The sequence below is a fragment of the Paenibacillus sp. FSL P4-0338 genome (assembly GCF_038002365.1).
Taxonomy (GTDB): Bacteria; Bacillota; Bacilli; order Paenibacillales; family Paenibacillaceae; genus Paenibacillus_AQ.
The window spans coordinates 2,071,601-2,097,354 of record NZ_JBBOCG010000002.1 but is presented as its reverse complement, the minus strand read 5'-3'; the positions used below and the strand labels follow the sequence as shown (position 1 = coordinate 2,097,354).

General features: G+C 52.5%; 19 protein-coding genes and 1 riboswitch. Of the genes, 2 read left to right on the top strand and 17 right to left on the bottom strand.

Going from position 1 to position 25,754, the window contains the following annotated elements:
• Positions 1-80: 80 nt before the first annotated feature.
• The 8 genes from MKZ07_RS33085 to MKZ07_RS33050 form a co-directional block, all read right to left on the bottom strand.
• Positions 81-1,076: an ROK family protein gene (locus MKZ07_RS33085; RefSeq protein WP_084649017.1), complete on the bottom strand. Its 996-nt coding sequence runs from the start codon at positions 1,074-1,076 to the stop codon at positions 81-83.
• A 54-nt stretch (positions 1,077-1,130) separates the two neighbouring features.
• Positions 1,131-1,784 carry a response regulator gene (locus MKZ07_RS33080; RefSeq protein WP_036697781.1) on the bottom strand — a complete coding sequence of 218 codons (654 nt, stop codon included), beginning with the start codon at positions 1,782-1,784 and terminating at the stop codon, positions 1,131-1,133.
• A gap of 63 nt (positions 1,785-1,847) precedes the next feature.
• A complete protein-coding gene (locus MKZ07_RS33075) occupies positions 1,848-2,915 on the bottom strand; it encodes a sensor histidine kinase (protein ID WP_036697784.1) in 1,068 nt (355 codons plus the stop codon).
• Positions 2,916-3,995 (bottom strand): cell wall-active antibiotics response protein LiaF, encoded by a 1,080-nt coding sequence (gene liaF / locus MKZ07_RS33070; RefSeq protein WP_036697787.1) that lies wholly within the window; start codon positions 3,993-3,995, stop codon positions 2,916-2,918.
• Between the two features lie 318 nt (positions 3,996-4,313).
• Positions 4,314-4,460 carry a hypothetical protein gene (locus MKZ07_RS33065; RefSeq protein ID WP_156949683.1) on the bottom strand — a complete coding sequence of 49 codons (147 nt, stop codon included), beginning with the start codon at positions 4,458-4,460 and terminating at the stop codon, positions 4,314-4,316.
• 133 nt (positions 4,461-4,593) lie between these two features.
• A complete protein-coding gene (locus MKZ07_RS33060; RefSeq protein WP_305954390.1) occupies positions 4,594-5,355 on the bottom strand; it encodes a 3D domain-containing protein in 762 nt (253 codons plus the stop codon).
• 116 nt (positions 5,356-5,471) lie between these two features.
• Positions 5,472-7,409, bottom strand: coding sequence for a threonine--tRNA ligase (gene thrS, locus MKZ07_RS33055; protein ID WP_341029731.1), 1,938 nt, complete (start codon positions 7,407-7,409; stop codon positions 5,472-5,474).
• A 665-nt stretch (positions 7,410-8,074) separates the two neighbouring features.
• Entirely contained in the window at positions 8,075-12,445 is a 4,371-nt protein-coding gene (locus MKZ07_RS33050) for a bifunctional 2',3'-cyclic-nucleotide 2'-phosphodiesterase/3'-nucleotidase (RefSeq protein ID WP_341029728.1), read from the bottom strand.
• A gap of 320 nt (positions 12,446-12,765) precedes the next feature.
• Between MKZ07_RS33050 and MKZ07_RS33045 the strand changes: the two genes are divergently transcribed.
• Entirely contained in the window at positions 12,766-13,467 is a 702-nt protein-coding gene (locus tag MKZ07_RS33045; protein WP_341029725.1) for an HAD family hydrolase, read from the top strand.
• A gap of 95 nt (positions 13,468-13,562) precedes the next feature.
• On the opposite strand, the gene mqnC is transcribed toward MKZ07_RS33045, so the two are convergent.
• The 3 genes from mqnC to metA all read right to left on the bottom strand — a co-directional run bounded on the left by mqnC (position 13,563) and on the right by metA (position 17,062).
• A complete protein-coding gene (gene mqnC, locus MKZ07_RS33040; protein WP_036696795.1) occupies positions 13,563-14,699 on the bottom strand; it encodes a cyclic dehypoxanthinyl futalosine synthase in 1,137 nt (378 codons plus the stop codon).
• Positions 14,700-14,929: 230 nt separating this feature from the next.
• Positions 14,930-16,096, bottom strand: a complete 1,167-nt coding sequence (locus tag MKZ07_RS33035) for an aminotransferase class I/II-fold pyridoxal phosphate-dependent enzyme (protein WP_036696793.1) — start codon at positions 16,094-16,096, stop codon at positions 14,930-14,932.
• Between the two features lie 48 nt (positions 16,097-16,144).
• Complete coding sequence (gene metA / locus MKZ07_RS33030; RefSeq protein ID WP_036696791.1) at positions 16,145-17,062, bottom strand: homoserine O-acetyltransferase MetA; 918 nt, start codon at positions 17,060-17,062, stop codon at positions 16,145-16,147.
• 116 nt (positions 17,063-17,178) lie between these two features.
• Positions 17,179-17,310: riboswitch (SAM riboswitch) on the bottom strand.
• 427 nt (positions 17,311-17,737) lie between these two features.
• On the opposite strand from metA, the gene corA reads away from it, so the two are divergent.
• Complete coding sequence (corA, locus tag MKZ07_RS33025; protein ID WP_341029719.1) at positions 17,738-18,673, top strand: magnesium/cobalt transporter CorA; 936 nt, start codon at positions 17,738-17,740, stop codon at positions 18,671-18,673.
• Between the two features lie 171 nt (positions 18,674-18,844).
• Here the strand turns inward: corA and MKZ07_RS33020 are convergent, their stop codons facing one another.
• The 6 genes from MKZ07_RS33020 to cobI form a co-directional block, all read right to left on the bottom strand.
• On the bottom strand, positions 18,845-19,861 hold the full coding sequence (locus MKZ07_RS33020; protein WP_341029716.1) for an HRDC domain-containing protein: 1,017 nt from the start codon (positions 19,859-19,861) through the stop codon (positions 18,845-18,847).
• 265 nt (positions 19,862-20,126) lie between these two features.
• Positions 20,127-21,008, bottom strand: a complete 882-nt coding sequence (locus tag MKZ07_RS33015; protein WP_051493736.1) for an ROK family protein — start codon at positions 21,006-21,008, stop codon at positions 20,127-20,129.
• 396 nt (positions 21,009-21,404) lie between these two features.
• Positions 21,405-22,886, bottom strand: coding sequence for a cobyrinate a,c-diamide synthase (locus MKZ07_RS33010; protein WP_372238083.1), 1,482 nt, complete (start codon positions 22,884-22,886; stop codon positions 21,405-21,407).
• 46 nt (positions 22,887-22,932) lie between these two features.
• Positions 22,933-24,072 (bottom strand): cobalt-precorrin 5A hydrolase, encoded by a 1,140-nt coding sequence (locus MKZ07_RS33005; protein WP_036696784.1) that lies wholly within the window; start codon positions 24,070-24,072, stop codon positions 22,933-22,935.
• Positions 24,065-24,862, bottom strand: coding sequence for a precorrin-4 C(11)-methyltransferase (gene cobM / locus MKZ07_RS33000; RefSeq protein WP_341029713.1), 798 nt, complete (start codon positions 24,860-24,862; stop codon positions 24,065-24,067). The genes MKZ07_RS33005 and cobM overlap by 8 nt, the downstream gene beginning before the upstream one ends.
• Positions 24,859-25,734 carry a precorrin-2 C(20)-methyltransferase gene (cobI, locus tag MKZ07_RS32995; protein WP_341029711.1) on the bottom strand — a complete coding sequence of 292 codons (876 nt, stop codon included), beginning with the start codon at positions 25,732-25,734 and terminating at the stop codon, positions 24,859-24,861. The genes cobM and cobI overlap by 4 nt, the downstream gene beginning before the upstream one ends.
• Positions 25,735-25,754 lie beyond the last annotated feature (20 nt).

The following is a 25,754-nucleotide window of genomic DNA, read 5'->3' as shown; positions in this document are numbered from 1 at the left end:
TTTTTTGTCAAGAAGCGGATACACTTATCCAAAAAAACAACAAAAACCCCTGTTGTTAACAAGGGCTGTTAGTACTAGGTCTATGTAGGCTCCGGCTCTAACTCCTTCAGGGTCAGTCTGCGCAGACCGTTCTCGAAATCTTCCTGAAAGGTGTGCTGTAAGACGACCTCCGGATAGACAGGCATGGGATGCTGAAGCTGATAGGCCGTCCAGGCCGCTGTCCAGACTTCATCTTCCACTCTGTCCTGATAAATGACAATTCTATCCGGGGCCAGCACAGCATTCACCGTCTGCAAGATCCTGCAGGTTGCAGTTATGAATGTATCTCGGGGTATCTCCAGGCTCCACTCAGGCATATCGGGAAGGAACTTAACCTCGCCTGACATCCCCTGATTTCCTCTCAGGATGCTGCCGTTCAGGTAGATCCCCATACCCGGCGGGTAACCGTTCGGAAAGTAGAGCCCCAGTAAATATTGCTCTTCACCTTCCCTATGCTTCATGCAATATCCGCTGATCGCTGCATTCACATCATTCTCCACCAGAATAGGCAGCCCAAACCGGGTCTCAATCTCTTCTATTAACCGTGAGCCCGTCAGTTCCCGGAGACTGCTGACCTTAATTTCACCATTGACCGCCTGTCCCGGAATACCTATGCCAATGACCTTGATGGCAGGATACTGGCTCAGTGCATGTTCAATGATTGTGTAGAAAAAATCTCTCTCAAAAACCGGGATGATATGATCATCCTTCATCAGAATATCGTCCTTCAAATTGATAACTGTGGCGGAGACCAGGACCTTTCCCGCTTTTTCTGTCACGTACATCACCAATGCGAGGCTGAAATTGTAATTAAAGCGATAGGTCTGTGCGGGTCTGCCCCCGTTAGAAGGCACCACCATGTCTTCAAACAATTCCCCTAACTCGGACAGTTCCTTAACTAATGAGTTCACAGTTACTACGCTCAGCTTGGTCAGTGCAGCTAGCTGGGGTTTTGTAGCCGTCTCCATTCGTTTCATCACCTGACGCACATTATTCAGGTTAATTTCCTTCATCAGATTGGCGTTTGCTATTCGGATAGCCTCCTTATCGGTTCACTATATAAATGTTGTCTACCAAACTCCCTGCAGCTGCTAACCCTGCGCCCAGCCTTTGCGGTGGGCGAAGATCGCCAGCTGGGTGCGGTCATCCAGCTCGCATTTCATCAGCAGGTTGCTGACATGAGTCTTCACGGTCTTGATGCTGATATGCAGCTCCTCGCCAATATCCTTATTCGTCTTGCCCTCGGCGATCAGCAGCAGCACTTCCTTCTCACGTTCGGTTAAGCCGGAGGAGTCGCCCTGGACCGTGCGCTGGCGGATGCCGCGGGTCAGTGCCTGCGACACATCGCCGGTCATCACAGGCATGCCGCGATAGGCGCCTTGCAGCGCATAGATCAGTTCTTCTGCGGAGACGGTCTTAAGCACATAGCTGACAGCTCCGGCTTCAATCGCATCGACCACCAGATCGTCCTCCAGGAAGCTGGTAAGGATGACAATCTTGAGCCCGGGGAATTCGGCCAGGACCGCGCGGGTGGTCTCAGCCCCGTTCATTACCGGCATCATCAGATCCATCAGCACCAGATCCGGCAGCGCCTCCTGTCCCAGTTCACGGAGCATCGCCAGCGCTTCATGCCCGTTGGCTGCTTCCCCTATCACTTCAAACATCGGGTCCAGCATCAAATAGGTTTTGAGGCCCATCCTCACCATATCGTGATCATCTACAAGCAGTACTTTTATGAGACTCATCCTGTACTCCCCCTAACATTGTATAAGCATTATACAGCCCCAGCTTCATCACCGCTAAGCCCCTCAAGCCTCTTCAGAATCGGCCTCAGACCCGTCAGCAGCCGTCTCCGCGCGGCCTTGGACAAACTTTGGAATATGTACGCGGATCGTTGTTCCCGCTCCCCTGCGGCTGATAATCTCGACCTGACCGCCGAGCTTCTCGGCACGCTCACGCATGGTCGTGAGCCCGTAGGAGCCTTGCTTGTGCTGCACATGCTCGAAGCCCTGCCCGTCATCGCTGATGCTCAGCACCACCTGGCGCGGCACCTCCCGCAGGGACAGACTGACCACCCGTGCACCGGCATGCTTCACAATATTTGCCATCGACTCCTGAATAATCAGGAACAGCTGATGCTCGATCGCTTCGGACAGCTCACCCTGAAGCTCGAGCTCCTTCACCCCTTTGAGCCCGTTCTGACGGCAATAATCCGGGAACCACTTCTCCAATGCCTCGAACAGATTGCGCCCCTCCAGCTCCACCGGACGCAGCTGTGCGATGAGCGCCCTCATCTGCTTCTGCGCCATCTGGGACATGCTGATCAGCTGATCCATCACCACCCTGCCGTGCTCGGCGCTGCGTTCAAGCACTTTAGGCAGCGAAGAGGCGGACATGTGAATAGCGAACAGCTGCTGGCTCACCGTATCATGCAGATCCCGGGCCATACGCCTGCGCTCTTCCAGTACCGCACTCTCCGCTGCCTTTTCCTTCTCAATAACTTCCTGTTCCCCGAGCTGCTGGAGCCGCTTCATCTTCTTCTCGACCGTATCCATCATGATGTTGAACTCATGGTAGACCCGTGCAAAAGACTGGTCCTCGCTCTCCGGCATCCGTACCGACATATTCCCCTTAGCCACCTGCAGCATATTCAAATCCAGATGATCGATCCGCCGCTGAATCCGCTGACCGGCGATGTAGCCGATGATGACTGTGAACAATACAATGCCCAGACACAGGTAGATCCACATCCGGGTATCCACCACCTGAATATAGCCCAGGCATGTCCCGGCATACATCAGTCCCGCCGTAACCCCGCCGCTAAGCAGGAAATACACCAGCAGCATCCACTTGGTATTACTGAAGATCATCCCCATTTAACCCACCGTTTTGACTTTAACGTCACCGATGAAGCAGCTGACGTTGATACGGACTTTCTTGCCCGATTCCTTGTAATACGGTGTCTTGCACTGCACATTGCTCATGAACCCGCTGCGCGACTGCTCAAGCACCTGCATATCACCGATGAACGAGCTGCCGGTCACAGCCACACCCAGATCCATATCATCTGGAATATATACTTTAATGTCGCCGACAAAAGCAGAGATATTAATCTTCGTCTCGCCGTAAGGAATCTGCGCATTGGTCAGATCCAGCACCGTATCCCCGATGAACTGCGAAATATTGGTCCGCTTCAATTGAAAATGCTCCTTGCCCATATGCACATCACCGATAAAAGCCGAGCGGTTCGTCGCATCCTTATCATTCCCGGAATCCTGGAACTCCTCATGCCATTCGCCGTGACGGCGGGCTTGCCGTTCCTGACGCTCCTGGCGTCTGCGCTCCTGGCGCTCCTGCTTCTCCTGCCAGCGGGTATCTGCCGAAGCATGCAGCGGGTTACCGTCTGCGTCTTCCTCATTCTTATGCAGATAATCATTCCAGTTCCGGTCCTCGCTGCCAGCCGGCTTGCCGAATTTCTGCTCGAACTGCTGATCGAGCGTAGACTCCAGCGGAGCAGGCGGCGCTGTATCCAGCGGACTCTTACCGGGTCCAGGCGGGTAGTAGCCTGGTGGTGAGGGCGGTGCCGGAGGTATTGGCGGAGTGCTCGGCCGCGGTCTGAAGATGACGGATAGTCCGCCGCCGATCAGCATGACCGGAATCAGCATTTTGAAGAAATCGCTTGCCGAGTAGTAGAACCAGTCTAAATTCCGTCCCAGGAAAAACACACCGATCGCCAGATAGATAAATCCGCCGAGTGTTGCCGAAAATCTTGATCGCTGCTCATCCGGAGCCAAAAGCCGTTGTACGCCCATCACGATCAGAATAACGGGCCAATAGGTGGAGATCAGTGAACTCAGACTGAAATCCGTGTAGCCCATCTGCCGGAGTAGGAACATTCCCCCCAGACCGATGAGGAGCAGGCCTCCGAGTACCTGGCTGGTGAACCTTCGTTTCATAATGTCATCCTCCTTGTCGTAAATACAACTCTTCCTCTTGAACACTTATAGCCTTAGTCTACAGGAAGAATGCGGTGGAGAACAGCGGCGTAAGAAGGAACTGTATCTCAGTCTCCAGACCGAGAGGACTGGAATATTAAGTTAAATTATAACCATATAAAATAACCCCATAAAGTGGGGCTTTAGCGTAGGTGATGACTCAGATACTTTACGGGGACCCCAAAACATATAAATTCTATTAAAAAAAGCTGCCCTCCAGCCCGTAAACGGACATGGCAGGACAGCTTGTTGCTTCAGGAGCTTACCGGGAACCCAGCATTACTGCTGCGGTTTCTGAGCCGGTTTGGTCATGGAGTTGCTGCTTTGCTTAGTCGCACCGTCATTTTCAACAGCGAACTCTGCATTGTATTTTTCATTTGGTGTTTTGAAATTTTCCTGTACCTTTGGTTTCTTGGAATTAGCCACGAGAATCACCTCCCTATTGTATCGGAAGAAGCAAGTATTTGCCCCAGTCGATATTATGGGAAGCAGCCCGCTTTATTATACATGCTCAAGTGAAAATAAATTCAAACTCCGGATTGTCCGGTGTACGCATCCCTTAAATAGCTTCTTCCAGCAAATATTGCGGAACTGCATTATAGGTCTGGATAGCATGACCCAAGCTCTTCAGCATACTTTCCGTGCATTTACCGTCTCCGCGCTTGATCAGTTGAATCACCACCGACTTCTTGCCCCATTCCTTGTAGACCTGCTTGGTGGTGCTGAAGTAGAGATCGATCTTGCGCCCTTTGATTGCCGATCCGGTATCGGCCACAATTCCATATCCGTAACCCGGTATATATAAAATACTTCCCAGCGGCAGCACCTTCGGGTCCGCTGCAATCGTGGATACCGCATTCTTGTCCCGCCGTACCTTAACTCCTGAATACGTAATCCCGTACTCCGGATGCTTCGCGGTCTTGCCGGTGGATTCGTATCCGGCTGTATAGCCGGTCGCCATAACTTTCAGCGAGGTGATAATCTGCTCTGGAGCCGGAGCGGCTACCGGTACCGAACCGGGTGCTTTGACAGGATTCTTAGGCTTAGCTGCCTGTACCTCTGGCTTCTTAACAGCTTTGTCTGCGGCATCCGGCTGTACGGCTCTTGAAGAGCCTCCAAGACGGGATGCTGAGCCTGTCTGCTGACGATCAACGGGTGACTGCTTCTGTATGCTGCTTCCATGCTGCCCTGCAGTGTCTTCCATCCCTCTCGCCTGAGCCGACTTGCGCACGTAATCCGGGAAGATCCCGGCAGCGGTCAGCATAAGGACGATCGTGACGAAAAGACACCAAAACCTCTGGTATAAGCCCATTTTGTTCATTAGTTAAACCCTCCCCATAGTACGAGGGTTTCCCGATTCACAAAACTTTATACATGACACCGCACCAAAGCAGTCTCATGAGGCTTATAACAGAGGTTCAGCAAGCAGGCTGAATTTTAGATTACACGTCCGGCAATTTCCTGTGCAAGCGAATCAATAGCTTCCTGCAGCGAACGGGCGCCAATGTCGCCTTCGCCGCGTTTGCGGATTGATACGCTACCGGCATTCATCTCGTTCTCGCCGACTACGAACATGTACGGCAGCTTCTCGAGCTGAGCTTCACGGATCTTGTAGCCCATCTTCTCATTGCGTAAATCCACTTCCGCACGGATGCCGCTGCGCAGCAGCTTCGCTTCCACTTCCTTCGCATATTCGTCAAAGGCCGAAGATACCGGAATAATCTTCACCTGCTGCGGGGACAGCCAGAGCGGCAGTGAACCGGCAAAGTTCTCCAGCAGGAAGGCTACAAACCGTTCCATCGTTCCCAGAATCCCGCGGTGCAGGACAACCGGACGGTGCTTCTGGCCGTCGTCGCCGACATATTCCAGCTCAAAGCGCTCCGGCAGCAGGAAGTCAATCTGTACGGTCGAGAGTGTCTCTTCTTTGCCGAGTACAGTCTTAATCTGCACATCGAGCTTCGGACCATAGAAGGCCGCTTCGCCTTCGGCTTCGTAGAACGGCAGACCGGCTTCTTCGACTACCTCACGCAGCATACGCTGTGCAGTCTCCCACATCTCATCGTTGGCATAATATTTCTCAGTATCCTTAGGATCACGATAAGAGAGGCGGAACCGGTAATCTTCAATCCCGAAGTCACTGTATACCTGCTTAATCAATTCCAGCACACGGATGAACTCGCTCTTGATCTGGTCCAGACGGCAGAAGATATGTGAGTCATTCAGCGTCATGGAACGCACGCGGTGCAGACCTGTCAAGGCTCCCGACATTTCATAACGGTGCTGAATTCCAAGCTCGGCAATGCGGATCGGCAGATCGCGGTAGCTGTGCATCGAGCTCTTGTAGATCATCATGTGGTGCGGGCAGTTCATCGGGCGCAGCACGAACTCTTCATTATCGATAGTCATCTTAGGGAACATATCTTCCTGATAGTGCTCCCAGTGCCCGGAAGTCTTGTACAGCTCTACGTTCCCCAGTACCGGAGTGTAGACATGCTGGTATCCGAGACTTGCTTCCAGATCGACAATATAACGCTCCAGAATACTGCGCAGCTTCGCGCCCTTAGGCAGCCAGATCGGCAGGCCTTGTCCAACTAACTGATTGAAGGTGAAAATCTCCAGCTCCTTGCCCAGCTTCCGGTGGTCGCGCTTCTTCGCTTCCTCCAGCAGGCGCAGATGCTCATCCAGCTGTGCCTTCTTGATCCAGGCTGTGCCGTACACACGCTGCAGCATCTTATTCTTGCTGTCTCCGCGCCAGTAAGCCCCGGCCACATTCATCAGCTTGAATACCTTGATCTTGGCTGTAGACGGCAAATGCGGGCCACGGCAAAGGTCGAAGAATTCGCCCTGCTCATAGATGGTGATGACACTGTCTTCCGGCAGAGCTTCAATCAGCTCCAGCTTGTAAGGATCACCCAGTTCGCCGAAGCGCTCCAGTGCTTCCCCCCGGCTGACCTCATGGCGGACAATCGGCAGATTCTCCGAGACAATACGGTCCATTTCCTTCTCGATCTTCAGCAGATCCTCGGGATTGAGCGGATGCTCCAGATCCATATCATAATAGAAGCCGTCTTCGATCACAGGACCGACTCCAAGCTTCACTTCCTTGGTGCCGAACAGACGTCTTACCGCCTGCGCCATCAAGTGAGCTGTGCTGTGACGCATCACTTCGAGACCTTCCGGCGAATCAAGAGTTACGATCTCTACCAGGTCGCCTTCCTGAAGCTGTGTTGACAGGTCTACGACAATCCCGTTGAGCTTGCCTGCTGCGGCGTTCTTGCGCAGTCCGCTGCTGATAGAGGCGGCTACATCATCAATGCTGCTGCCGTCCGCATATTCCCGGACCGATCCGTCCGGAAGCTTAATATTTACTGACATGATTACTTCCTCCTAAGGTTTGTTGGGCTATACTTCCTTGAACTCTTCATACACATTCACTTCGCAAGCCTACGCCTACAAGTGGTTATCACTCATAGCCTCTGCACACAAAAAACACCCGTCCCGCAAAGGGACGAGTGATTGCACCCGTGATTCCACCCAAATTCGATCCATCCTGGCAGCTGGCGCTTATGCTTCACTGCAGAATATGATCCTTCGTTAGCATGGGGATAACGGCCATGAACCGGCGGTTCTTACTATCCATTAAGGTTCCGGAGTACCGAAGCCGTCAGGAGTTCATAACCGCAGCTACAAAGGGGTAAACCAGAAGCCGGCACCGGAGGAAGTTGCAGCCTGAGGCTTCCTCTCTCTGAAACGGTCCAAAGCAAGTGGTTCATATCTTCGTCAACGCTGATAACATGAATTAAGGCAATTATAAATCTCAGCTTATCTTCCGTCAAGCGTAAAACAGCTGCCCTTCCTTAGGCAAGTGGAAACGTCTCCACCGTCCTTTTATAGACGGTACCGTTTCAGCGAGAAATAGCAGGATAAGTTATCGTGTGAAACCTATAACTTCTTATATTTCCAGAAAAGAGCCCGTGCTATTTCAGCAGGGGCTCTCTCTGATTGATTATCATTTCATGATTACATGATGAAACTTTAACCTATGAAGCTTTATTCTCCAGCATACGGAAGATAATCACCGCAGCCTGGGCACGGTTGGCCATACTCTTCGGTGCGAACTGCTTGGCATCCACACCGTTGACGATACCAATCTGAGTCAGTTGAGCTACCGCCTGCTGGGCGTATGGCGCAATCTTGGCCTTATCGTTAAATTTATTCAACGTTGCAGCATCAACCGGCTGCAGCTGACCCTTAAGGGCATTCGCAATCATAATCGCCATTTCCTCGCGGGTAATCTCACGGCCCGGCTCGAATTTACCGTTGCCGGAGCCTTTTACAAGACCTGCATTCACAGCCGCAGCAATCGTATCGGAGTACCAGACTCCCTGCTTCACATCACTGAATTTCGCAGGTGAAGCCGAATTGCCAAGTTCAAGTGAACGAACCAGCATGGTTACGAATTCTGCTCGGGTTACACTCTTCATTGGCGCAAAGTTCGTGCCGTCCATCCCTTTGATAATGCCTTTGGCTGCCAATGCATTAATGGCATCTGCGGCCCAGGCTACCTTACCCAGATCCTTGAAGGCTACTGCAGGGACAGCTGGGCTTGGCGTAGGAGCTGCCGTTGCCGCAGGTGTAGCTGCCGGACTTGGAGTGGCCGAAGGCGAAGCCGTTGGCTTCGGTGTTGCAGTTGTAACCGGTCCAGTGTTACCAGGGTTAGGATTAACCGTCCCAGGATCTTTCTCCACATTGATGATCCGGCCTTCAATGGCAGCAGTGATCGCACCACCGTTGAATGTTTTGACGATATATTCATAGAATACATCCAGGTCGATCGGTCCAGCCAGCGAGGAGCTTGCCTCAGTTAATACCTTGTAATTGTCGCCGCCCGCAGCCATGAAGTTATTGACTACAGCGGTGTAGCTCTTCGCCATTTCAATAGGTGTTCCGTCAGCCTTAGTCAGGTTAGCCACACGTTCTGCAACCGGCAGATACATGTTAGCTGTATATTTCAGACCTGAGATTTGCAGGGTTTTCGTGTCTGCAGTGCCGTCAGGCTTAACTGCCCATTGCTGCTGAAGCAGGGTCTTGATCTGCTGGCCGGTCAGGGTCAGCTTCACCAGCGTGTTGCCGAACGGCTGGATCTTCGCCAGATCCCCGAACGCTACATTGCCTTTCGGAAGATCAGCACGGATGCCGCCCGGGTTCATGAAGGCGAAATCTGCAGGATCTTTCTCGCCTTCTTTGAAGATAGCATGACGCATCGCATCTGCAATCAGGTTACCCAATGCTGATTCCTTAGTGTAGGCATCTGTACGGGTTATTGTACCGTCTGTAGTTCCTACAGGCTTGGTTAATTCAGGGTGCTGATTCAGATAGTAGTCCACCAACGCCTTGGTTTCGGCATCCGGTGTGATTTTACTCTGAACCGTGTTCGTTACAGTAGCCGTTTTACTCTTCACTGTACCAGTAACTCCGTCAATCACCAGCTTGATATCTTCAAAAGCCGTTCCGTAAGAGTAAGCCTGAACGATCAGCTTACCGTTCACCGTATCATTGGCATAACCATGATTGTCTCCGGCTACGATAACATCAACCGGGGAATTGGCAGGAAGTGCCTTAGCCAAATCTACAGCTTCGCCGGTGGATACATTCTTTTGGGTAACCGGATCAGTCTTGGTTGTTGCCGGGTCATGGGCAAGCACCACGATCGTCTTAACACCCTGAGCATTCAGCTCGGCCGCATATTTCTCAATCGCCGCGACTTCTTCCCCGGCACTCAGGAATTTCACACCGGCTGTACCGGCTGGCGATACTTTGCTTGGCGTTGCTTTGGTCACCACTCCGATGAAGCCGATCTTCACGCCGCCAACTTCTTTTACAACATAAGGGGTGATAATAGGTTTACCAGTAGTGCTGTCCACTGCGTTGGCATTGATATAATCGAAATCTGCGCCATTATGGACGACTTTCTCGTTCTTAGGGTCCTTACCGCCATAGATTTGAGCCTTCATAGCCTCGACACCTTGGTCAAACTCATGGTTCCCCAGGGTACCGATGTCGAACTTCATGAGATTCATCCATTCCATCGTAGGCTTGTCGCGTTCCAGTGAAGATACCGGAGCGGATGCACCCACAGAGTCGCCGTTGTGGAACAGCAGCGAATTCTCATATTTGGCACGGGCTTCCTTCAAATAAGCTGCAAGCGTAGCCGCCGTGCCTACTGCTTCCCCGTTCACCACCGAGGTAGTGTCCAGTTGGCCGTGGAAGTCATTAATGCCCAGCAGATGGACTTCAACATCTCCCGTTGGGGTTGGAGCGGATTTTTTCAAGTCAAGGTTGTAGATCTCAAATTTATTGACATCTTGAGTTCCCGTAGCAGTAATGTTTGCAGGAGCGACTGCTGCTGCTTTGGGTGAAGACGGGAATGTTACAGTGACGTTTCCTTCAATTGGTGCAATCGACCAGTTGTTGTCTGCGGTAGGATCAACGGTCCCCGCTTCCTTGATGTAATCCATCAGCACCTGGCGGTTCTCCATCTGGGAATCAATGATCATGTTAGCGCCTTTGACACCCGGGAAGTTCCCCCCGCCGCTGGCACGGTAGTTGTTGGTAACGACTACGAACTTATCCTCTAGGTTCAACGGCTGGTCGTTATAAGTAATGGATGTTACCCGGCTGTAGGACTTATCGACAAGCGTTCCATCAGGCTTATATTTAGCGGGACGGGTAACATCGATTGTATATTTGATGCCGTCAATCACATCGAAATTGAATACAGCGAATGCTGAATTTAAAAGCGGCTGGGGTGTGGAGATGGATGGCTTGATGCGGTTGAACGCTCCTGCACTCATCTCTACCCAATTCTTTACAGTTTCACCGTTAACAACAATCGCCTTGAGTGTGTTGTCATACAGATACAGATCGCTTGCACTGGCAATCGTAAGGTTACCTTTCTTGATGTCTGTATATTCATCCGGGCCGTTACGTCCAGCCTTGAACGGTGCGCCGACGCTCAGGATCGGAAGATTTCTGTAGGCGGCCAGGTTATCGTTCGTATGAATCAAGTTAGATACATACTGCTGCTGGGCATAGGTTACGATCTGGACTGTCGGATCATCCTGCACCATTGCAAAATAGCTGTTCATCGGAGCAGTTGTTTTGCCTAACGGCTGATTCACGTAATCAATCGTAGCTTGATGTGCCGTTCCTGCAAGATCTTCAATAGCGGTGTCAATGGCTGCGCCAGCAATAGAGCGCGTAGAAGCCTTGGAAGCTGTTTTGTCTACTTTCCAGCCATTCGTACCATCGGGTACGATTTTCAAATCGATAAGACCTAGGTAACCCCCGCCATAGCCCGCTTGTACTGCCGGAGTCCCATTGATATGACCATTGACGTTATCTACCTTAGCTACATCATTATTGTAAGGTTTCTTGGTGGACGGATCTTTGAAGGAAGCATCCAGCGCGCTGTCAACGCCGTTCGTCGGGAATACCTTGTGGGTATGCGAGAAGGTAATCGCATCAATACCCTCAACCTTGCTCAGCAGGTTAATGACATTCTCTGCTCCGGTTCCTTCTGCGGCAGCAGCATCGAACCCGGAATGAGTCATGGCGACGATAACATCCGCACCATCCTTCTGCATTTCAGGAACAAACTTCTTCGCCGTTTCCACAATATCTTCAGCAATAACGTTTTTCTCAAGGTTTACCTTGTCCCACTCCATAATCTGCGGAGTAACCAGACCCAGGAGGCCGACTTTAATGGTAACGGTGTTTCCTTTGCTATCCTTTACCACTTTATCAATGATTTGATAAGGTTCAAATGTATTTTTACCGTCTAACTTATTATAAATATTTGCATTGATATAAGGGAATTTCGCACCCGTAGACTCTTTATAAGTTGCACTGCTCACATTGCCTTTAACGGTCCGGTCCAGATAATCCAAACCATAATTGAATTCATGATTGCCGAAGGTTGCTGCATCATAACCCATGAGATTCATAGCTGCGATTATCGGATGAATCTGGTCTTCGCTAGTCTTGAAGTCAGACACTTGGGCCATATACGTTCCGAGTGGTGTTCCTTGAATTAAATCGCCATTGTCCAGCAAAAGGTTGTATTTCCCCTCTGCGTCATTGCGTGCAGCCTTTACTAAGGTTGAAGTACGGTCCAGACCTACAGTCGCGGAGGCGGCACCCTTGAAATAGTCCCATCCATATACGTTCGTATGAACATCCGTGGTGCTCATCAAGCGTAAATTAATGGTTCCCGGATTAATCACCGGAGAAGCCTCAGCCTTTCCTGCCGCCAGCACAGGAACATTGAATACTCCGCCCAGCATCTGTGCTGCCAGAACTGTGGTAGCCAATAAAGAAGCTATCGGCTTGTTCCATCTTCTCTCTCCCATAAATCTAATTGCCTCCCTGTAATTGCTATATTGTTCTACTACTGCCCGAAAGATTGTATCATAGCCCTACCTATGAATCTATCAAATTGCATTAACTCTTATAAGTTGTTGTGTAAAATCTCACATTAATTCAGCGATTTTTGTAAAAAATAACGATATCATTTTACAATTAAGTGAAGAATTAAGTGAAGAAAACGATAAAAAGCCAATTCAATTAGATTCCGCCTGTTGGACAAGTTAAATAGGAAATAAAAACAGATTTATTACTCTTTTATTAATAGATTTTTACAATATTATAGGATTCATAGGGGGGAGTTGACATGATTATACAAAAACCTGTACATGGTATATTTCTCGACCTTGGCTGGACGATTTTCCGCCCTGCAACAGGTGACTGGAGGATAACATTAAAAGCGTTGGAATACATAAATCCACAGATTCTAGGTTCCATACCACAAGAACAATTGAATACAGCAATTTCAAAAGCAAATGAGCACCTCAAAAATGAAGTTTACAAAACTGAAGATGAGGAGCTTGAAAGGTATACAAATTACTATAAAACACTGGCTGAATGGTTACCTGAAATGCACCTTACCAACGAACAAGCTGAAATCATTGCCTATGATAGAGTGTATAATGATGCTAATTATGTGTTTTTTGATCATACCAAACAAACCATTGAAAGCCTGAGCGAAAAGTATAAGATTGGAGTTATTTCAGATACCGACCCGTCGGTCAAAAGAGTTCTTAAAAATGCCGGTATGTATAATTTTTTTGATAATATGACACTTAGTTTTGAACTTGGAGAAAACAAACCTAATCCCGGCATGTTCAGCCATGCACTTGATGCGATGCATTTGCCGGCAACTGAAACAGTATTTATCGATGATTATGAACAGAACTTAGATTGCGCATCAGCACTGGGGATACAATCAGTATTAGTCCTATCAAGACCGAATTCTCAAGCAAGCACAAAATATCTAAACATCAAAAAGCTAGCCGATTTATTATTGTATTTATAAAAATGGAACAAGCATTGCAGTTGAGCAACAAAAATAACGGAGTAAAAACTACATTTGTAGTTTAACTCCGTTATTTTTGTTTTCTTTATTTCATTCTAGTTCTGCATAATAAAATCATTGTCAATCTTCGCATTCGCATCCTCGAACGTACGCAGAATGTCATAACGCGTGTTGCGCTGCGCCGGAATCTTGCCGGCTTCGCGGATGAGCTGGGTGATCGACTCGATGTTGACCTTGTAGGTCGCACCCGCCGAGGAGACTACGTTCTCCTCGATCATTGTGCTTCCGAAGTCATTGCATCCGTATTGCAGGGAGAGCTTGCCTACTTCAGGCCCCATCGTTACCCAGGAGGATTGGAAGTTCTTGATATTGTCCAGCACCAGACGGCTGATGGCTACGGTCTTGAGGTACTCCTCCGGGGTCTGGCGGTCCAGCTTCAGGTTCGTATTATCCGGCTGGAAGGTCCAGGAGATGAACGCCAGGAAGCCTTCAGAATCATATTTATTCGCAATGCATTCGTCCTGGGCTTCACGGACACGCAGCAGATGCAGCGCCCGTTCTTCCATACTCTCGCCCAGACCGATCACCATCGTGGCCGTTGTATTCATGCCGATCCGGTGTGCGGTCTGCATGACGTCCATCCACTCGCGCCAGGAGCCCTTGAGGCGGCTGATCTTGCGGCGGGTACGGTCATCGAGAATCTCAGCACCGCCGCCGGGCAGGGAATCGAGGCCTGCGGCATGAATCTCACGCATGACCTGTTCCAGCGGCAGGCCGGAGACCTCAACCATTTTCATAATTTCCGCAGGTGAGAAGGAATGCATTGTAATCTCCGGGAACCGCTGCTTGATGCCGCGCAGAATATCTGTATAGTAGCTGAACGGCAGATTCGGATTCGTACCGCCCTGCATCAGAATTTCGGTTCCGTTCACGCTCATGGTCTCCGCAATCTTCTGATAGATTGTCTCATCGGGAAGCACATAGCCTTCCTCCGAACCGGGTCTGCGGTAAAAAGCGCAGAATCGGCAATATACATCACATACATTGGTGTAGTTAATGTTACGGCCAATGACGAATGTTGTCACTGGCTCCGGGTGCCAGCGCTTCATAATAATATCTGCGGCAGCGCCCATTTTCTCAATTTCATTGCTCTCGAACAACGTGACCGTATCTTCCAACTGAAGACGTTCACCCTTCAGTGCCTTATCCAGTATAAGATCGACTGCACTCACTGTTGACGGCCTCCTCTTCATCTATGAAGTCTATGAGATAAATACAATTTGAAATAAAAATAGTCCGTTCTCCCATCGTATCACAATCGGCTGTTCTTGAAAAATGTTTCGCTGCGCAGAACCGGTAATTGACCTTGTCCCAGGCAAAATTAAACAGCAGCGCCCGAAGGCACTGCTGCTTGTACGTTCTGCGAATCCCGCATGCCGGTCCAGGTCCGGGGCGCATCGCCTTATTCCAGCTCGCTCCGGGCGGCCTCCAGGGCCTGTCCGAGATCCGCAATCAGATCATCTACATGCTCTATGCCGACAGAGAAGCGCAGCAGTCGGTCATCCACGCCTACAGCATCGCGGATTTCAGCCGGAATATCGGCATGAGTCTGTATCGCCGGATAGGTCATCAGCGATTCGACACCGCCCAGACTCTCGGCGAAGGCGATTAGCTTGATATGGCGGAGCAGCGGCTCCACATAGCTGGCCTCTTTTACCTTGAAGGAGAAGATCCCGGTGTTGCCGGAGGACTGGCGGTTCTGAATGGCATAGCCCGGATGGTCCGGCAGACCCGGATGGAAGACCTCGGCAATAGCCGGATGCTTCTGCAGATAACGGGCGATGGCCAGGGCATTGCTCTCATGCCGCTCCATGCGCAGCGCCAGGGTCTTCATACCTTTCATCAGCTGATAGCTGTCATTCGGCGCGAGAACCGCTCCCAGAGAGTTATGCAGGACGGCCATTTCAGCAGACAATTCTGCGCCCTTGGTCACAATCAGCCCAGCCAGCACATCGTTATGCCCGCCCAGATACTTAGTCGCACTGTGAACCACGATATCTGCTCCAAGCTCCAGCGGGCGCTGGAAGAACGGAGTCAGCAGCGTATTATCTACAATCGTGAGCAGCCCGTGACGGCGGGCCCAGGTACATACGGCTTCGACATCCGTAATCATCATCAGCGGATTGGTCGGCGTCTCAATGAATACGGCTTTTGTCCCCGGCTGGCGGGCTGCTTCCAGTCCATCCAGATCGTTCGTATCTACATAGGAGGCACTGATGCCGTATTTGGAGAGAATCCGTTCCAGCAACCGGTAGGTTCCGCCGTACAGGTCGAGCGACACAATGAGATGGTCCCCTTGTCCAAACAAGGTGAACACCGTAGTCAGCGCAGCCATACCGGAAGCGCAGGCGAAGCCGGCATCCCCGGATTCCAGGGCCGCTGCCGCTTCTTCGAGGACAGAGCGGGTAGGATTTTTGGTGCGGATGTAGTCAAAGCCTGTGCTCTGCCCAAGTCTAGGGTGACGGAAAGCCGTCGCATGATAAATCGGGTAATTAATGGCCCCGGTGGCGGGGTCCTCCATCGAACCAATCTGTGCCAGTCTGCTCTCAATTCTCAGTTTCTCATCCATCTCCATTGCCTCCTGATTAATTACTTCTATTAAGAATAAGTTAACCTCTTAGATAAATGCCCCGATATCGTAAGGAGTCTCCTGGTATACATAGTAATTGAGCCAATTAGCGAATAATAAGTTGGCATGGGCGCGCCAGACTGCCGGCGGAGTACGCGTCGGATCATCCTTGGGATAATAGTGCTTCGGCAAGGCAACCTCCAGCCCTTTTGCGATATCCCGGTCATACTCCCATTTCAGCGAGAAGGGATCATATTCCGAATGTCCGGTAACAAAAATCTGCTTCCCGTCATGCGTAGCCACCAGGTACACCCCGGCTTCCTCGGATTCTGCCAGAATCTGCAGCTCCGGGTTCCGCTCAATATCTTCACGGGAGACATCGGTATGGCGGGAATGCGGAACATGGAACACTTCATCGAAGCCGCGCAGCAGCTTGACATTATTATGGCTCATCGTATGCGGAAACACTCCGAAGCATTTGTCCGGCAGACTCACCTTGCGCACACCAAAGTGATGATACAGTCCTGCCTGTGCCGCCCAACAGATGTGCATGGTCGAGGTTACATTCTGTTTGCTCCACTCAAAAATCACTTTCAGCTCTTCCCAGTAGTTGACATCCTCGAATTCAAGTTGTTCTACGGGAGCGCCCGTTACAATCAAGCCGTCGAACCGGCGGTGGCTGATCTCATCAAAGGTTTTGTAAAAGCTCTTCAAATGCTCAGCCGAAGTATTCTTCGACGTATGGGAGCTGGGATGCAGCAGAACAACATCCACCTGAAGCGGGGAATTCCCGATAAGGCGCAGCAGCTGGGTCTCAGTAGTTTCTTTGGTAGGCATCAGATTCAGGATGGCGATCCGCAGGGGACGGATATCCTGATGGAAAGCCTGGCTTTCATCCATTACAAAAATATTCTCACCGGATAACACTTCTTTGGCCGGCAGGCTGTCGGGAATTTTGATAGGCATTGCTGTTCACTCCTTAACTGAAATGGGGTTCCACTTGGTGGTTCAACCTGAGGCAGGGTAGCGAAAAAAGACCTTTCCCGGGCGAGAAAGGTCATATCATGCAGTCATATGCGCCTCTCTCATCTGCCAGAGAACTTCCGCCGGACGAATAACGCCCTGCAAAGCTTCCGCAAGAATTAGCACCGTGCGCTCACACGCCGGTTGCCGGGTTTCATCGGGCTAGTCCCTCCACCTGCTCTTGATAAGATTTAGCTGTATTCAGTTGAATAACCTTAAGCATCCGAAAGATGCTTTTTCTTAAATTTCACTTTAAATCATGAACCTCCTTTTCGTCAAGTCCATACAATGCTGAAGGGGCCTTATGACAGAAAACAATTTCTCTTGTAAGACCCATATCCCGGCGTTATACTAGACAAGTGTTTCAACCAAAATAAACGGCGAAAAGAAGAGGTGAGAGAACAATGGAAGGCGACCCGGGCTCGCGAATATGCGTGCAGAATGAACAACCACACAGGATTAACATCAGCTTGCCGGCGGCGGGAGCCCTTTTTCTTCATGCTCTCGGACCGTCTTTTGGCCTTCATCCATGATTGTACCACCGGCCAAGCTGATTTTTTCCGTGTGCTGAAATTAGCATACCCCTGGAGAAGACCAGGGACATAAGGAGTGAATCAGATGAAAATCCGGCTGGTGAATGCAGGGGTTTTTACGCCTGTTGACAACATTGAAGAAACATTAACGCCCCCTGCTGAGGGGTTCTACTGGATTGATGCCGATGTGGAGGACCTTGTAGAGCTTCAGCCTATATACGGACTGCATGATCTGGCTGTGGAAGACTGTCTTAGTGAAGAGGATCAGCGTCCGAAGCTGGAGATTTATGAGAGTCATTATTTCATCGTGGTGAACAGCATCCGGTTCGATGATGAGGAAATTTTCCTCCGTGCGCTTAACGTATTCCTTGGCAGACATTATATTATTACCGTTACGAAGCAGAAGATCCATGAGCTTCGTGTCCTGAAGCCCGTACTGTGGGAGCAGGAGGTCAGTACGCCTGACCGCTTCCTGTATCTGCTGATCGACCTCGTTGTCGACAACTTCTTCTCGGTCGGTGACCGGATTGAAGCGCGGATCGAGAAGCTGGAGGAAGACATCCTCATGCATACCAAGAAATCGCATCTGAGCGAGATCATTGGTCTGCGCAGTGAGATTCTCTGGCTGAAGAAGATGCTCGGCCCGCAGAAGGAAGTTATCAACACGCTCAACAAAAAGGATCTTCGCCTGATCGACGATCAGCTGCAGAAGTATTTCAGCGATATCTATGAGAATGCGGTCAAGATCTCTGAAACCTTCGAAACGTACCGCGATCTCATGGGTAACTTGCGTGAAGCTTATCAGTCCAGTATTGCGAACCGCGCTAATGAAATCATGCGTGTATTTACGGCAATTACCACTATATTCATGCCGCTGACCGTGATTACCGGGATCTACGGCATGAACTTTGACAATATCCCGGAGATCCACACCGAGTACGGCTACTATGGCGTCATTGCCGTCATGGTGACGCTAGGCTGCGGAATGCTCATTATCTTCCGTAAGAAGGAGTGGCTATGAAGCAGAGCGGACGAATACGAAGGACGAAGGCACCGTATACCCGGTTATTCCGGGACCCGGGGAGCCTTCGTCTTTTTGGTATGTCACCAGTATGTAATGCGTCTGCGCCGATGAAAAATCCCGGTCATCAGGACCGCAGATTGGGGCCGCTTCAGGCCGCCGGTCACCCCCTTACAAAGGGGCAGCCATTCCAAGCGCGGCCGGATGCTCCCGCCGGAAGCGGATGCGGATCAGCCGCAGGCGTTCGTAATACAGATCGAGTCCGTCAGCAGGAACGAAAGGTTCACCGTAAGCTTTGTAAAGAACAGGCTTCAGGAAGTTGTCGCCGATCAGTTCATAGGCTGTCCAAATATTGTTCTGTTCTTCGGGGCTCACTCCGCTCAGCTCCAGGGCAATAAGCTTCTCGGCCGAGTATCCGTCCTTCTCCAGCTCCTCTACTACTTCAAGCACTTCACGGCGGGAAACTCCGCTAAGCACTCTGAGCTGCTCCATTCCTTGCCCCTCTTCGATCCCCTGTAACAGAACACGCCGCAGTCTCAGCCGCTCCAGCTCCTTCTTGTACTTAAGCTCCTTCTGCTTATATTGCCAGGATACGAAGCTCTCTTCGTCTATTGTATGATTCACCCAGCTTAGCGGAAAATCATGCTCACGCTCAGCCGCTGCGGTGATACTGAGCCAGTCCGCTCCATACTGTGTGGCTTTGCCTTCACCTACACCTGGAAGCTGTAGCAGCTCCTCCTCCGTGCGGGGAAGAAATGCGCTGATCATGCGCAGCAGACGGTTGCTGGCCAGGATATAAGGCGCTTTCCGTTCGCCGGAGGCCTTCACTCTGCGCCAGGAGCACAGCTCCTCGAAGATCGCTTCATTCCCGTAATGCTCACTGTAATACTGCAGCTTAAGCTGCTCCTGGCTGCGGCTGCTGAGATTATCCTCGTCATGAAATACACCGTCAATCAGCGGGCGGTAGCCATCCCCCATCTTCACGGCAAGCTCGTGCCGGTATACACACAGCATCTCATTCCATGATCCGCCTTCATACCACAGGCTATCGCCCGTCTCCTGTTCGCCGGAGAAATCACGCCAGCCAAGACGCCACTGCCCCTCTTCCTCTCCAATCCACAGCTGGGCAAAAGTCTCCCCATCCACTCCTGATCTTCTGCACAAACGGTTCATAAATACGATCTGCATATGAATCCCTACTTTCGTCGTCTTACAGTACGCATGAGCGCTGGCAAGCGGAAACGGCTCTGCCGTCCTATAAAGGACGGTACCGTTTCAGCGAGAAATAGAAGGATAATGTATAGCGTGAAACCTATACATTCTTATATTTGAACGCAAAAAAGCACCTCTCCCACGAAATTCGTGAAAGAGGTGCTTCCTCTTAAATGCTATACTGTTAAAACCTAGGATACCATATATTACGTAACAGTCAATGCCTTTTTGTCAGGAGATCCTACTTGCGGTCCAAAGCCAGCTTGGCCAGACCCAGTGCACCCGACAGACCGGCGTTATCTCCAAGCTGCGGAGGCACAATATAACTGCCAATCTCTTCATTGAGCGCTGGATGCTGCACATATCCGCCGAGCAGCTCCCGCAGCTTGGCATGAATCAGCGGGAAGAGCTGGCTCTGCTTCATCACACCGCCGCCCATTACGATCTTCTGCGGCGAGAGGATCAGCACATAGTTCATAAGAGCATGAGCCAGATAGTGGGCCTCCATCGCCCAGGCCGGATGATCTGCAGACAGCTCGCCCGCCGGCTTACCCCAGCGCTTGCCGATGGCCGGACCTGCTGCCAGACCCTCCAGGCAATCGCCGTGATAAGGGCAGAAGCCTTCGTAGTGGTCCTCGGGATGACGACGAACCAGAATATGTCCCATCTCGGGATGGGACAGCCCGTGAACGAGCTTCCCGCCCACCACAGCACCGGCACCGATCCCGGTACCTACAGTGATATACAGGCAGCTATCCAGACCTTGCGCTGCCCCCCAGGTGTATTCGCCCAGCGCTGCGCCGTTCACATCTGTATCGAAGCCGATCGGAACCTGGAATTGCTCCTCCACGGCTCCCACCAGATTATAACCGCCCCAGTGCGGCTTGGGTGTGGTTGTAATATATCCATAGGTGGGGCTGCCAATAACGGGATCAATCGGTCCAAACGAGCCGATCCCGATAGCCTCCACAGCTTTTCCGCTGAAATAATCCATTACCTGGCTCATAGTCTCCTGAGGAGTGGCAGTCGGAAAGCTCACCCGGTCGATAATTGTCCCGTCCTCATTCCCGATACCGCATACAAACTTTGTTCCTCCTGCTTCAATCGCTCCCAACAATTTCACTGCAGCGTTCCCCCTTCTCCTGATGCATCCATATGCTGTTGCTTCTATTAACTTTCAATGGTTTCCTGCGCTGGAACTGATCGGTTGACCAGCCCGAGCGCGGTAATAAAGCGTTCTCTTGTCCTATTATACGTGGCTATTATACGTATGACAAGCGGTTGACATATAGTAGACAGAAGTGATTTGCTGATGAGACTTAGGCTGGTTTGAACGGAACGGGGGATAGTTGGATTTTCTACACTTGCTAATGAACGAATGACCGGTACTAGAACAACAGTTGGAAAAACAACACTTACTGTTGCCCATTTTAGCCCAAGCAGCTAAAAGTAACATGAATAGATGTTGTTTTTCCACTTATCTCCACACATTCTGTTAGAATCAATAATTTAAGATACGTTATTCCACTTGTTGATTGCAGGAATCGGAATCATGCTGCTGTACAGCTTGTTTGCGGTCACGATATGCCCGGCAGGCTGCTACAAGCCGGGCTGCTGCCGGGAGATGGGAGGCCAAGTGGATATGCGCATAAGCAGCCATAATGCTGCCGCTGATGTAGCCTTCCGGCTGGCTCCCCCCTCTGCCCTTACTCTCATAGGCATAGGTTCGGGCTTCCCCGTCAGGATAGCTCATGACGGAGTAATGAAATTCATGGCCGCGCAGGCGCTCGCCCTGCTTCAGCAGCAGACAGTCGTGAAGTGCCGTAACTTCACGATAGCCGAGTGCCGCCCGGCGTTCCTGCATCACAGTGTGTGCCGGAACGATTCCGGCCATCTCATGCACCCTGCCGTTGCGGTCGGTCAGACTGCGGGCCAGCACCATGTAGCCGCCGCACTCCGCATAGAGCGGCATTCCAGCGTCTGCGGCAGACCTCAGTCCGCCAAGGAACAGCTGGTTCGCGGCAATCACAGCCGCGAATTCTTCCGGGAAGCCGCCGCCGATATAGAGGCCGCCCGCTTCCGGCGGAATGCCTTCACCGCTGAGCGGGCTGAAGTAAATCAGCTTAGCACCTTCACGTGCGAGCAGCTCCAGATTATCTGCGTAGTAGAAGTTGAACGCCGCGTCCCGGGCTACGGCAATGACCGGGGCAGGCTCCGCCGGGCCTGCCTGTGTCTTATGTATCATCGGCACAGCAGGATTACACTGATCATCCGCAGCCGCAAGTATCTTCTGCACAGCAGGAGCTGTAGCAGCAATCTCCAGCAGCTGCTCCAGATCCGTGCCTTGCTCCAGCATATCGGCGGCACGGTCGAACAAAGGCGCAAGCTCCCCGCGTTCCACAGCGGGCAGCAAGCCCAGATGCCGCTCCGGGATGTCCAGCCCGCTATCGCGGGGGAGCCAGCCGATCACGGGAATCCCGCAGGCTGCTTCAATGGCCGCCTTAACTAACCGGTAATGACCCTCGCTGCCGCAGCGGTTCACCAGAACGGCGGCAATCCGCACCTGCGGCTCCAGCTGACGGAAGCCCAGCACTATCGCCGCAGCACTGCGGCCCATGCTGCGGACATCGACCACCAGGAGTACAGGGCTGGCGGTCAGAATGGCGATCTCCGCCGTTGATCCGGTCAGCGCCGTATCCTCCTTGCCGTCATACAGACCCATGACCCCCTCAATGACGGACAAGTCGGCCTCTGCCGAAGCCTGCAGGAAATACTCCTGCAGATAATCGCTTGAAGTCATCCATGAGTCCAAATTGCGTGAGGGGCGGCCTGTGACCGCAGTGTGATAGGCGGGATCGATGTAGTCAGGGCCACATTTGAAGCCCTGGACCTTGAGGCCCCGCCGGGCAAAAGCGCGCATCAGCCCCAGCGTGACCGTTGTTTTGCCCGAGCCGCTGCCTGTGCCTGCAATGACCAGGCGGGGACGGGCCTGCAGCTCCAGGCTGGCTAATCCCGGCTCTTTTTCATATCCTGCTAAATTCCTCGGCTCATTCACCGCAGCTCCCCTCCTTCTCTCTAGGATAGAAGACCCGGGCTACGGCGATAGTCACATTGCCGCTCTTAAGCTTAGGCTGCAGGAGCGAATGCGCGCCTGAAGACAGCAGGGCCGCAGGTTCACAGACACCGTATGCCCCCGTGGCCCTGAATACCACCTCAGACGGATGGTCCAGCTCAACTGTATTTAGCTGCTCCGGGGTGTACAGAACCAGCTCCCAGCTGTATTTGGCGCACAAGGCCAGTAGCCCGGGTTCATCCCCCTTGATCCCGGCCGTCGCCACATTCCGCACACTATGGAGCGACAGATGAAGCTCATTCAGAGTGTGCAGGACCACGGCTTCCAGCTCTTCCGCAGACGTCCCGCGGTTGCAGCCGAGTCCAAGCACCAGACTGCGCGGGCGATACACTACAATGGACTCGGCCAGTGCAGTGTCTGCTCGTGCATCCTCCTCCAGTTCCTCTGCCAGCCGGTCGCTTACCACAATCGCTGCGCTGAAGCTGCGTCCGCTATGCCTAAGCTCAGCCCTGCTTGCGAACATAGAGACATGCTCCGGCACCTCAGCACCCGGCGGCAGCCAGTCACGTTCCCCGCTCTCCTGCACAAAAGCCACCGGCTCCCCGTTAACGAGCGCAGCACTAACCCCCTTCATGGGGGTGAAACTGTCCGCGCGCCAGCGATACTCTTGACCCAGCAGGTCAACAGCGAAGGTGCCCTGTACATCCGAAGCTGTGGTGATCACCGGATGGCTGCCCAGCAGCTCCGCAATCTCCAGAGTAAGCCTGTTCGCTCCGCCGAGATGGCCGGAGAGCATACTGATGACATGCTCCCCGCGCTCATCGATGACGATGACGGCAGGATCGGTTCTTTTATCCCGCAGCAGCGGAGCCGTCAGCCGGACAGCCGCCCCCAGCGAGAAGAACAGAATGACCGCCTCATAGCTCCCGAAGAGCTTGGGAAGCAACCCTCTAACCGGTCCATCAAAAACAGTAACCTCACCGCTCCGCGCCTCCAGCCAGCCGCTATACTTGGCATAGACAAAAACCTCAGTCCCGCCAAGCCGCCCGCCAAGCTTCACAGCCAGCTCTATCCCGCTGCGCGTAATGGCAACAGCCGCATACCGCTTACTCACCGGAGCCGATTCCTTCCCGGCAGCCGTGGGTGAAGGTCTTGTCATACAGCTTAGAGCGGTGCTGATCGCGGTCCGTCAGCCCGGGGTCCAGCGCCCAGCCGGCCAGGATCATGGCATGCATGGTGATACCGGCATCACGCAGGTCCCCCTCCAGCTTCTCAACCGTTGTACGCAAAATCTGCTGATCCGGCCAAGTGGCCCGCTTCACGACCGCCACCGGGGTCTCCGGGCTCCAGCCTGCGGCCAGGAATTCACTGCTCACATGACCGGCCAGTGATGCACTTAGAAACAGCGCCACCGTGCAGTGATGCTCCGCCAGCTTGCGCAACTGCTCGCGCTCCGGCACGGGTGTGCGCCCTTCCGCACGGGTCAGAATGACCGTCTGCGTCAGCTCCGGCACGGTCAGCTCTGCGCCAACCGCGGCCGCAGAGGCAAAGACCGAGCTGACGCCCGGCACAATCTCGTAAGCGACGCCGCAGAGCTTCAGCAGCGACATCTGCTCCAAGATTGCACCGTACATGGCGGGGTCGCCGGTATGTACGCGGGCTACGCTTTTACCCGACTGCACGGCAAGCGTCATCAGCTCCACCTGTTGCTCCAGATCCATGCCCGAGCTCTGAAGCACCTGAGCACCCGGTTTAGCGCTGCGGATCAGCTCATCGCTGACCAGCGAATCCGCATACAGCACCAGATCTGCCGAGCGCAGAATCCGGCTGCCTTTGACCGTAATCAGCTCCGGGTCCCCTGGTCCGGCACCTACAATGTATACCTTCGGCACAAGCTCCGTCATTTGCTCACCACCATCAGACTCAGGTATTCCACTTCCTTGCCCCGCAGATCCCGCGCATCGCGCCAGACGGTCTCATAGGGGGAGGTAACCTTGGTTACCACCGAGGCACGGCCGGACAAGCCCAGCTCATCCAGCACATCCAGCACCAGATCCAGCACTTTGGCCACCTTAAGGAACACCACCGTATCATGATGCAGCAGCGCTTCCCGAAGCGCCTCCCTGTCGTCCGTAGCCGGGATGATCCCCACCCGCTGATTGCCGTCTGCCAGGGGCTGCTCCAGCGCAGCCGCCGCGCCCAGGACGGAGGAAATCCCCGGAACCGAGACGACCGGCACGCCGGGATGCAGCTCCTGCATCAGCCGGGCCAGATGAATGAAGGTGCTGTAGAGATTAGGATCGCCTTCGGTCACAAAAGCCACATCCCGCCCCTGTCTCAGCTCTCCCCAGCACAGCTCTACCGTACGGGTCCAGCCGCCAGCCAGCAGCTCCGGGTCCTTCGTCATCGGAAAGACCAGTCCGAGCATGATTTTGTCCTGCGGGTCTACATGCAGCTCGATGATTTCATAGGCGTAGGATTTGCCGCCCTTCTTGGTAGCCGGGTAGGCAATCACCGGACATTCCCGCAGCAGACGGCAAGCCTTAAGCGTGATCAGCTCCGGGTCGCCGGGACCGACGCCTACACCGTATAATGTTCCGAGCGCCCGGGGAGTCAGTCTTTCCTCCAGCTTCGGCTCTTCACTATCCAGCGGGTCAAATAACGCACTGGCCGCCTGCATCGCTGCTTCTGTCAAGAGCGTACCGGCTGTTTCTCCTGATGATATTTCCTGTCCGTCCGCAGCCTGCCCACGCGGCTCAGTTACATCGGTCTTCATTGCAAGTTCCTCCTTCGTTA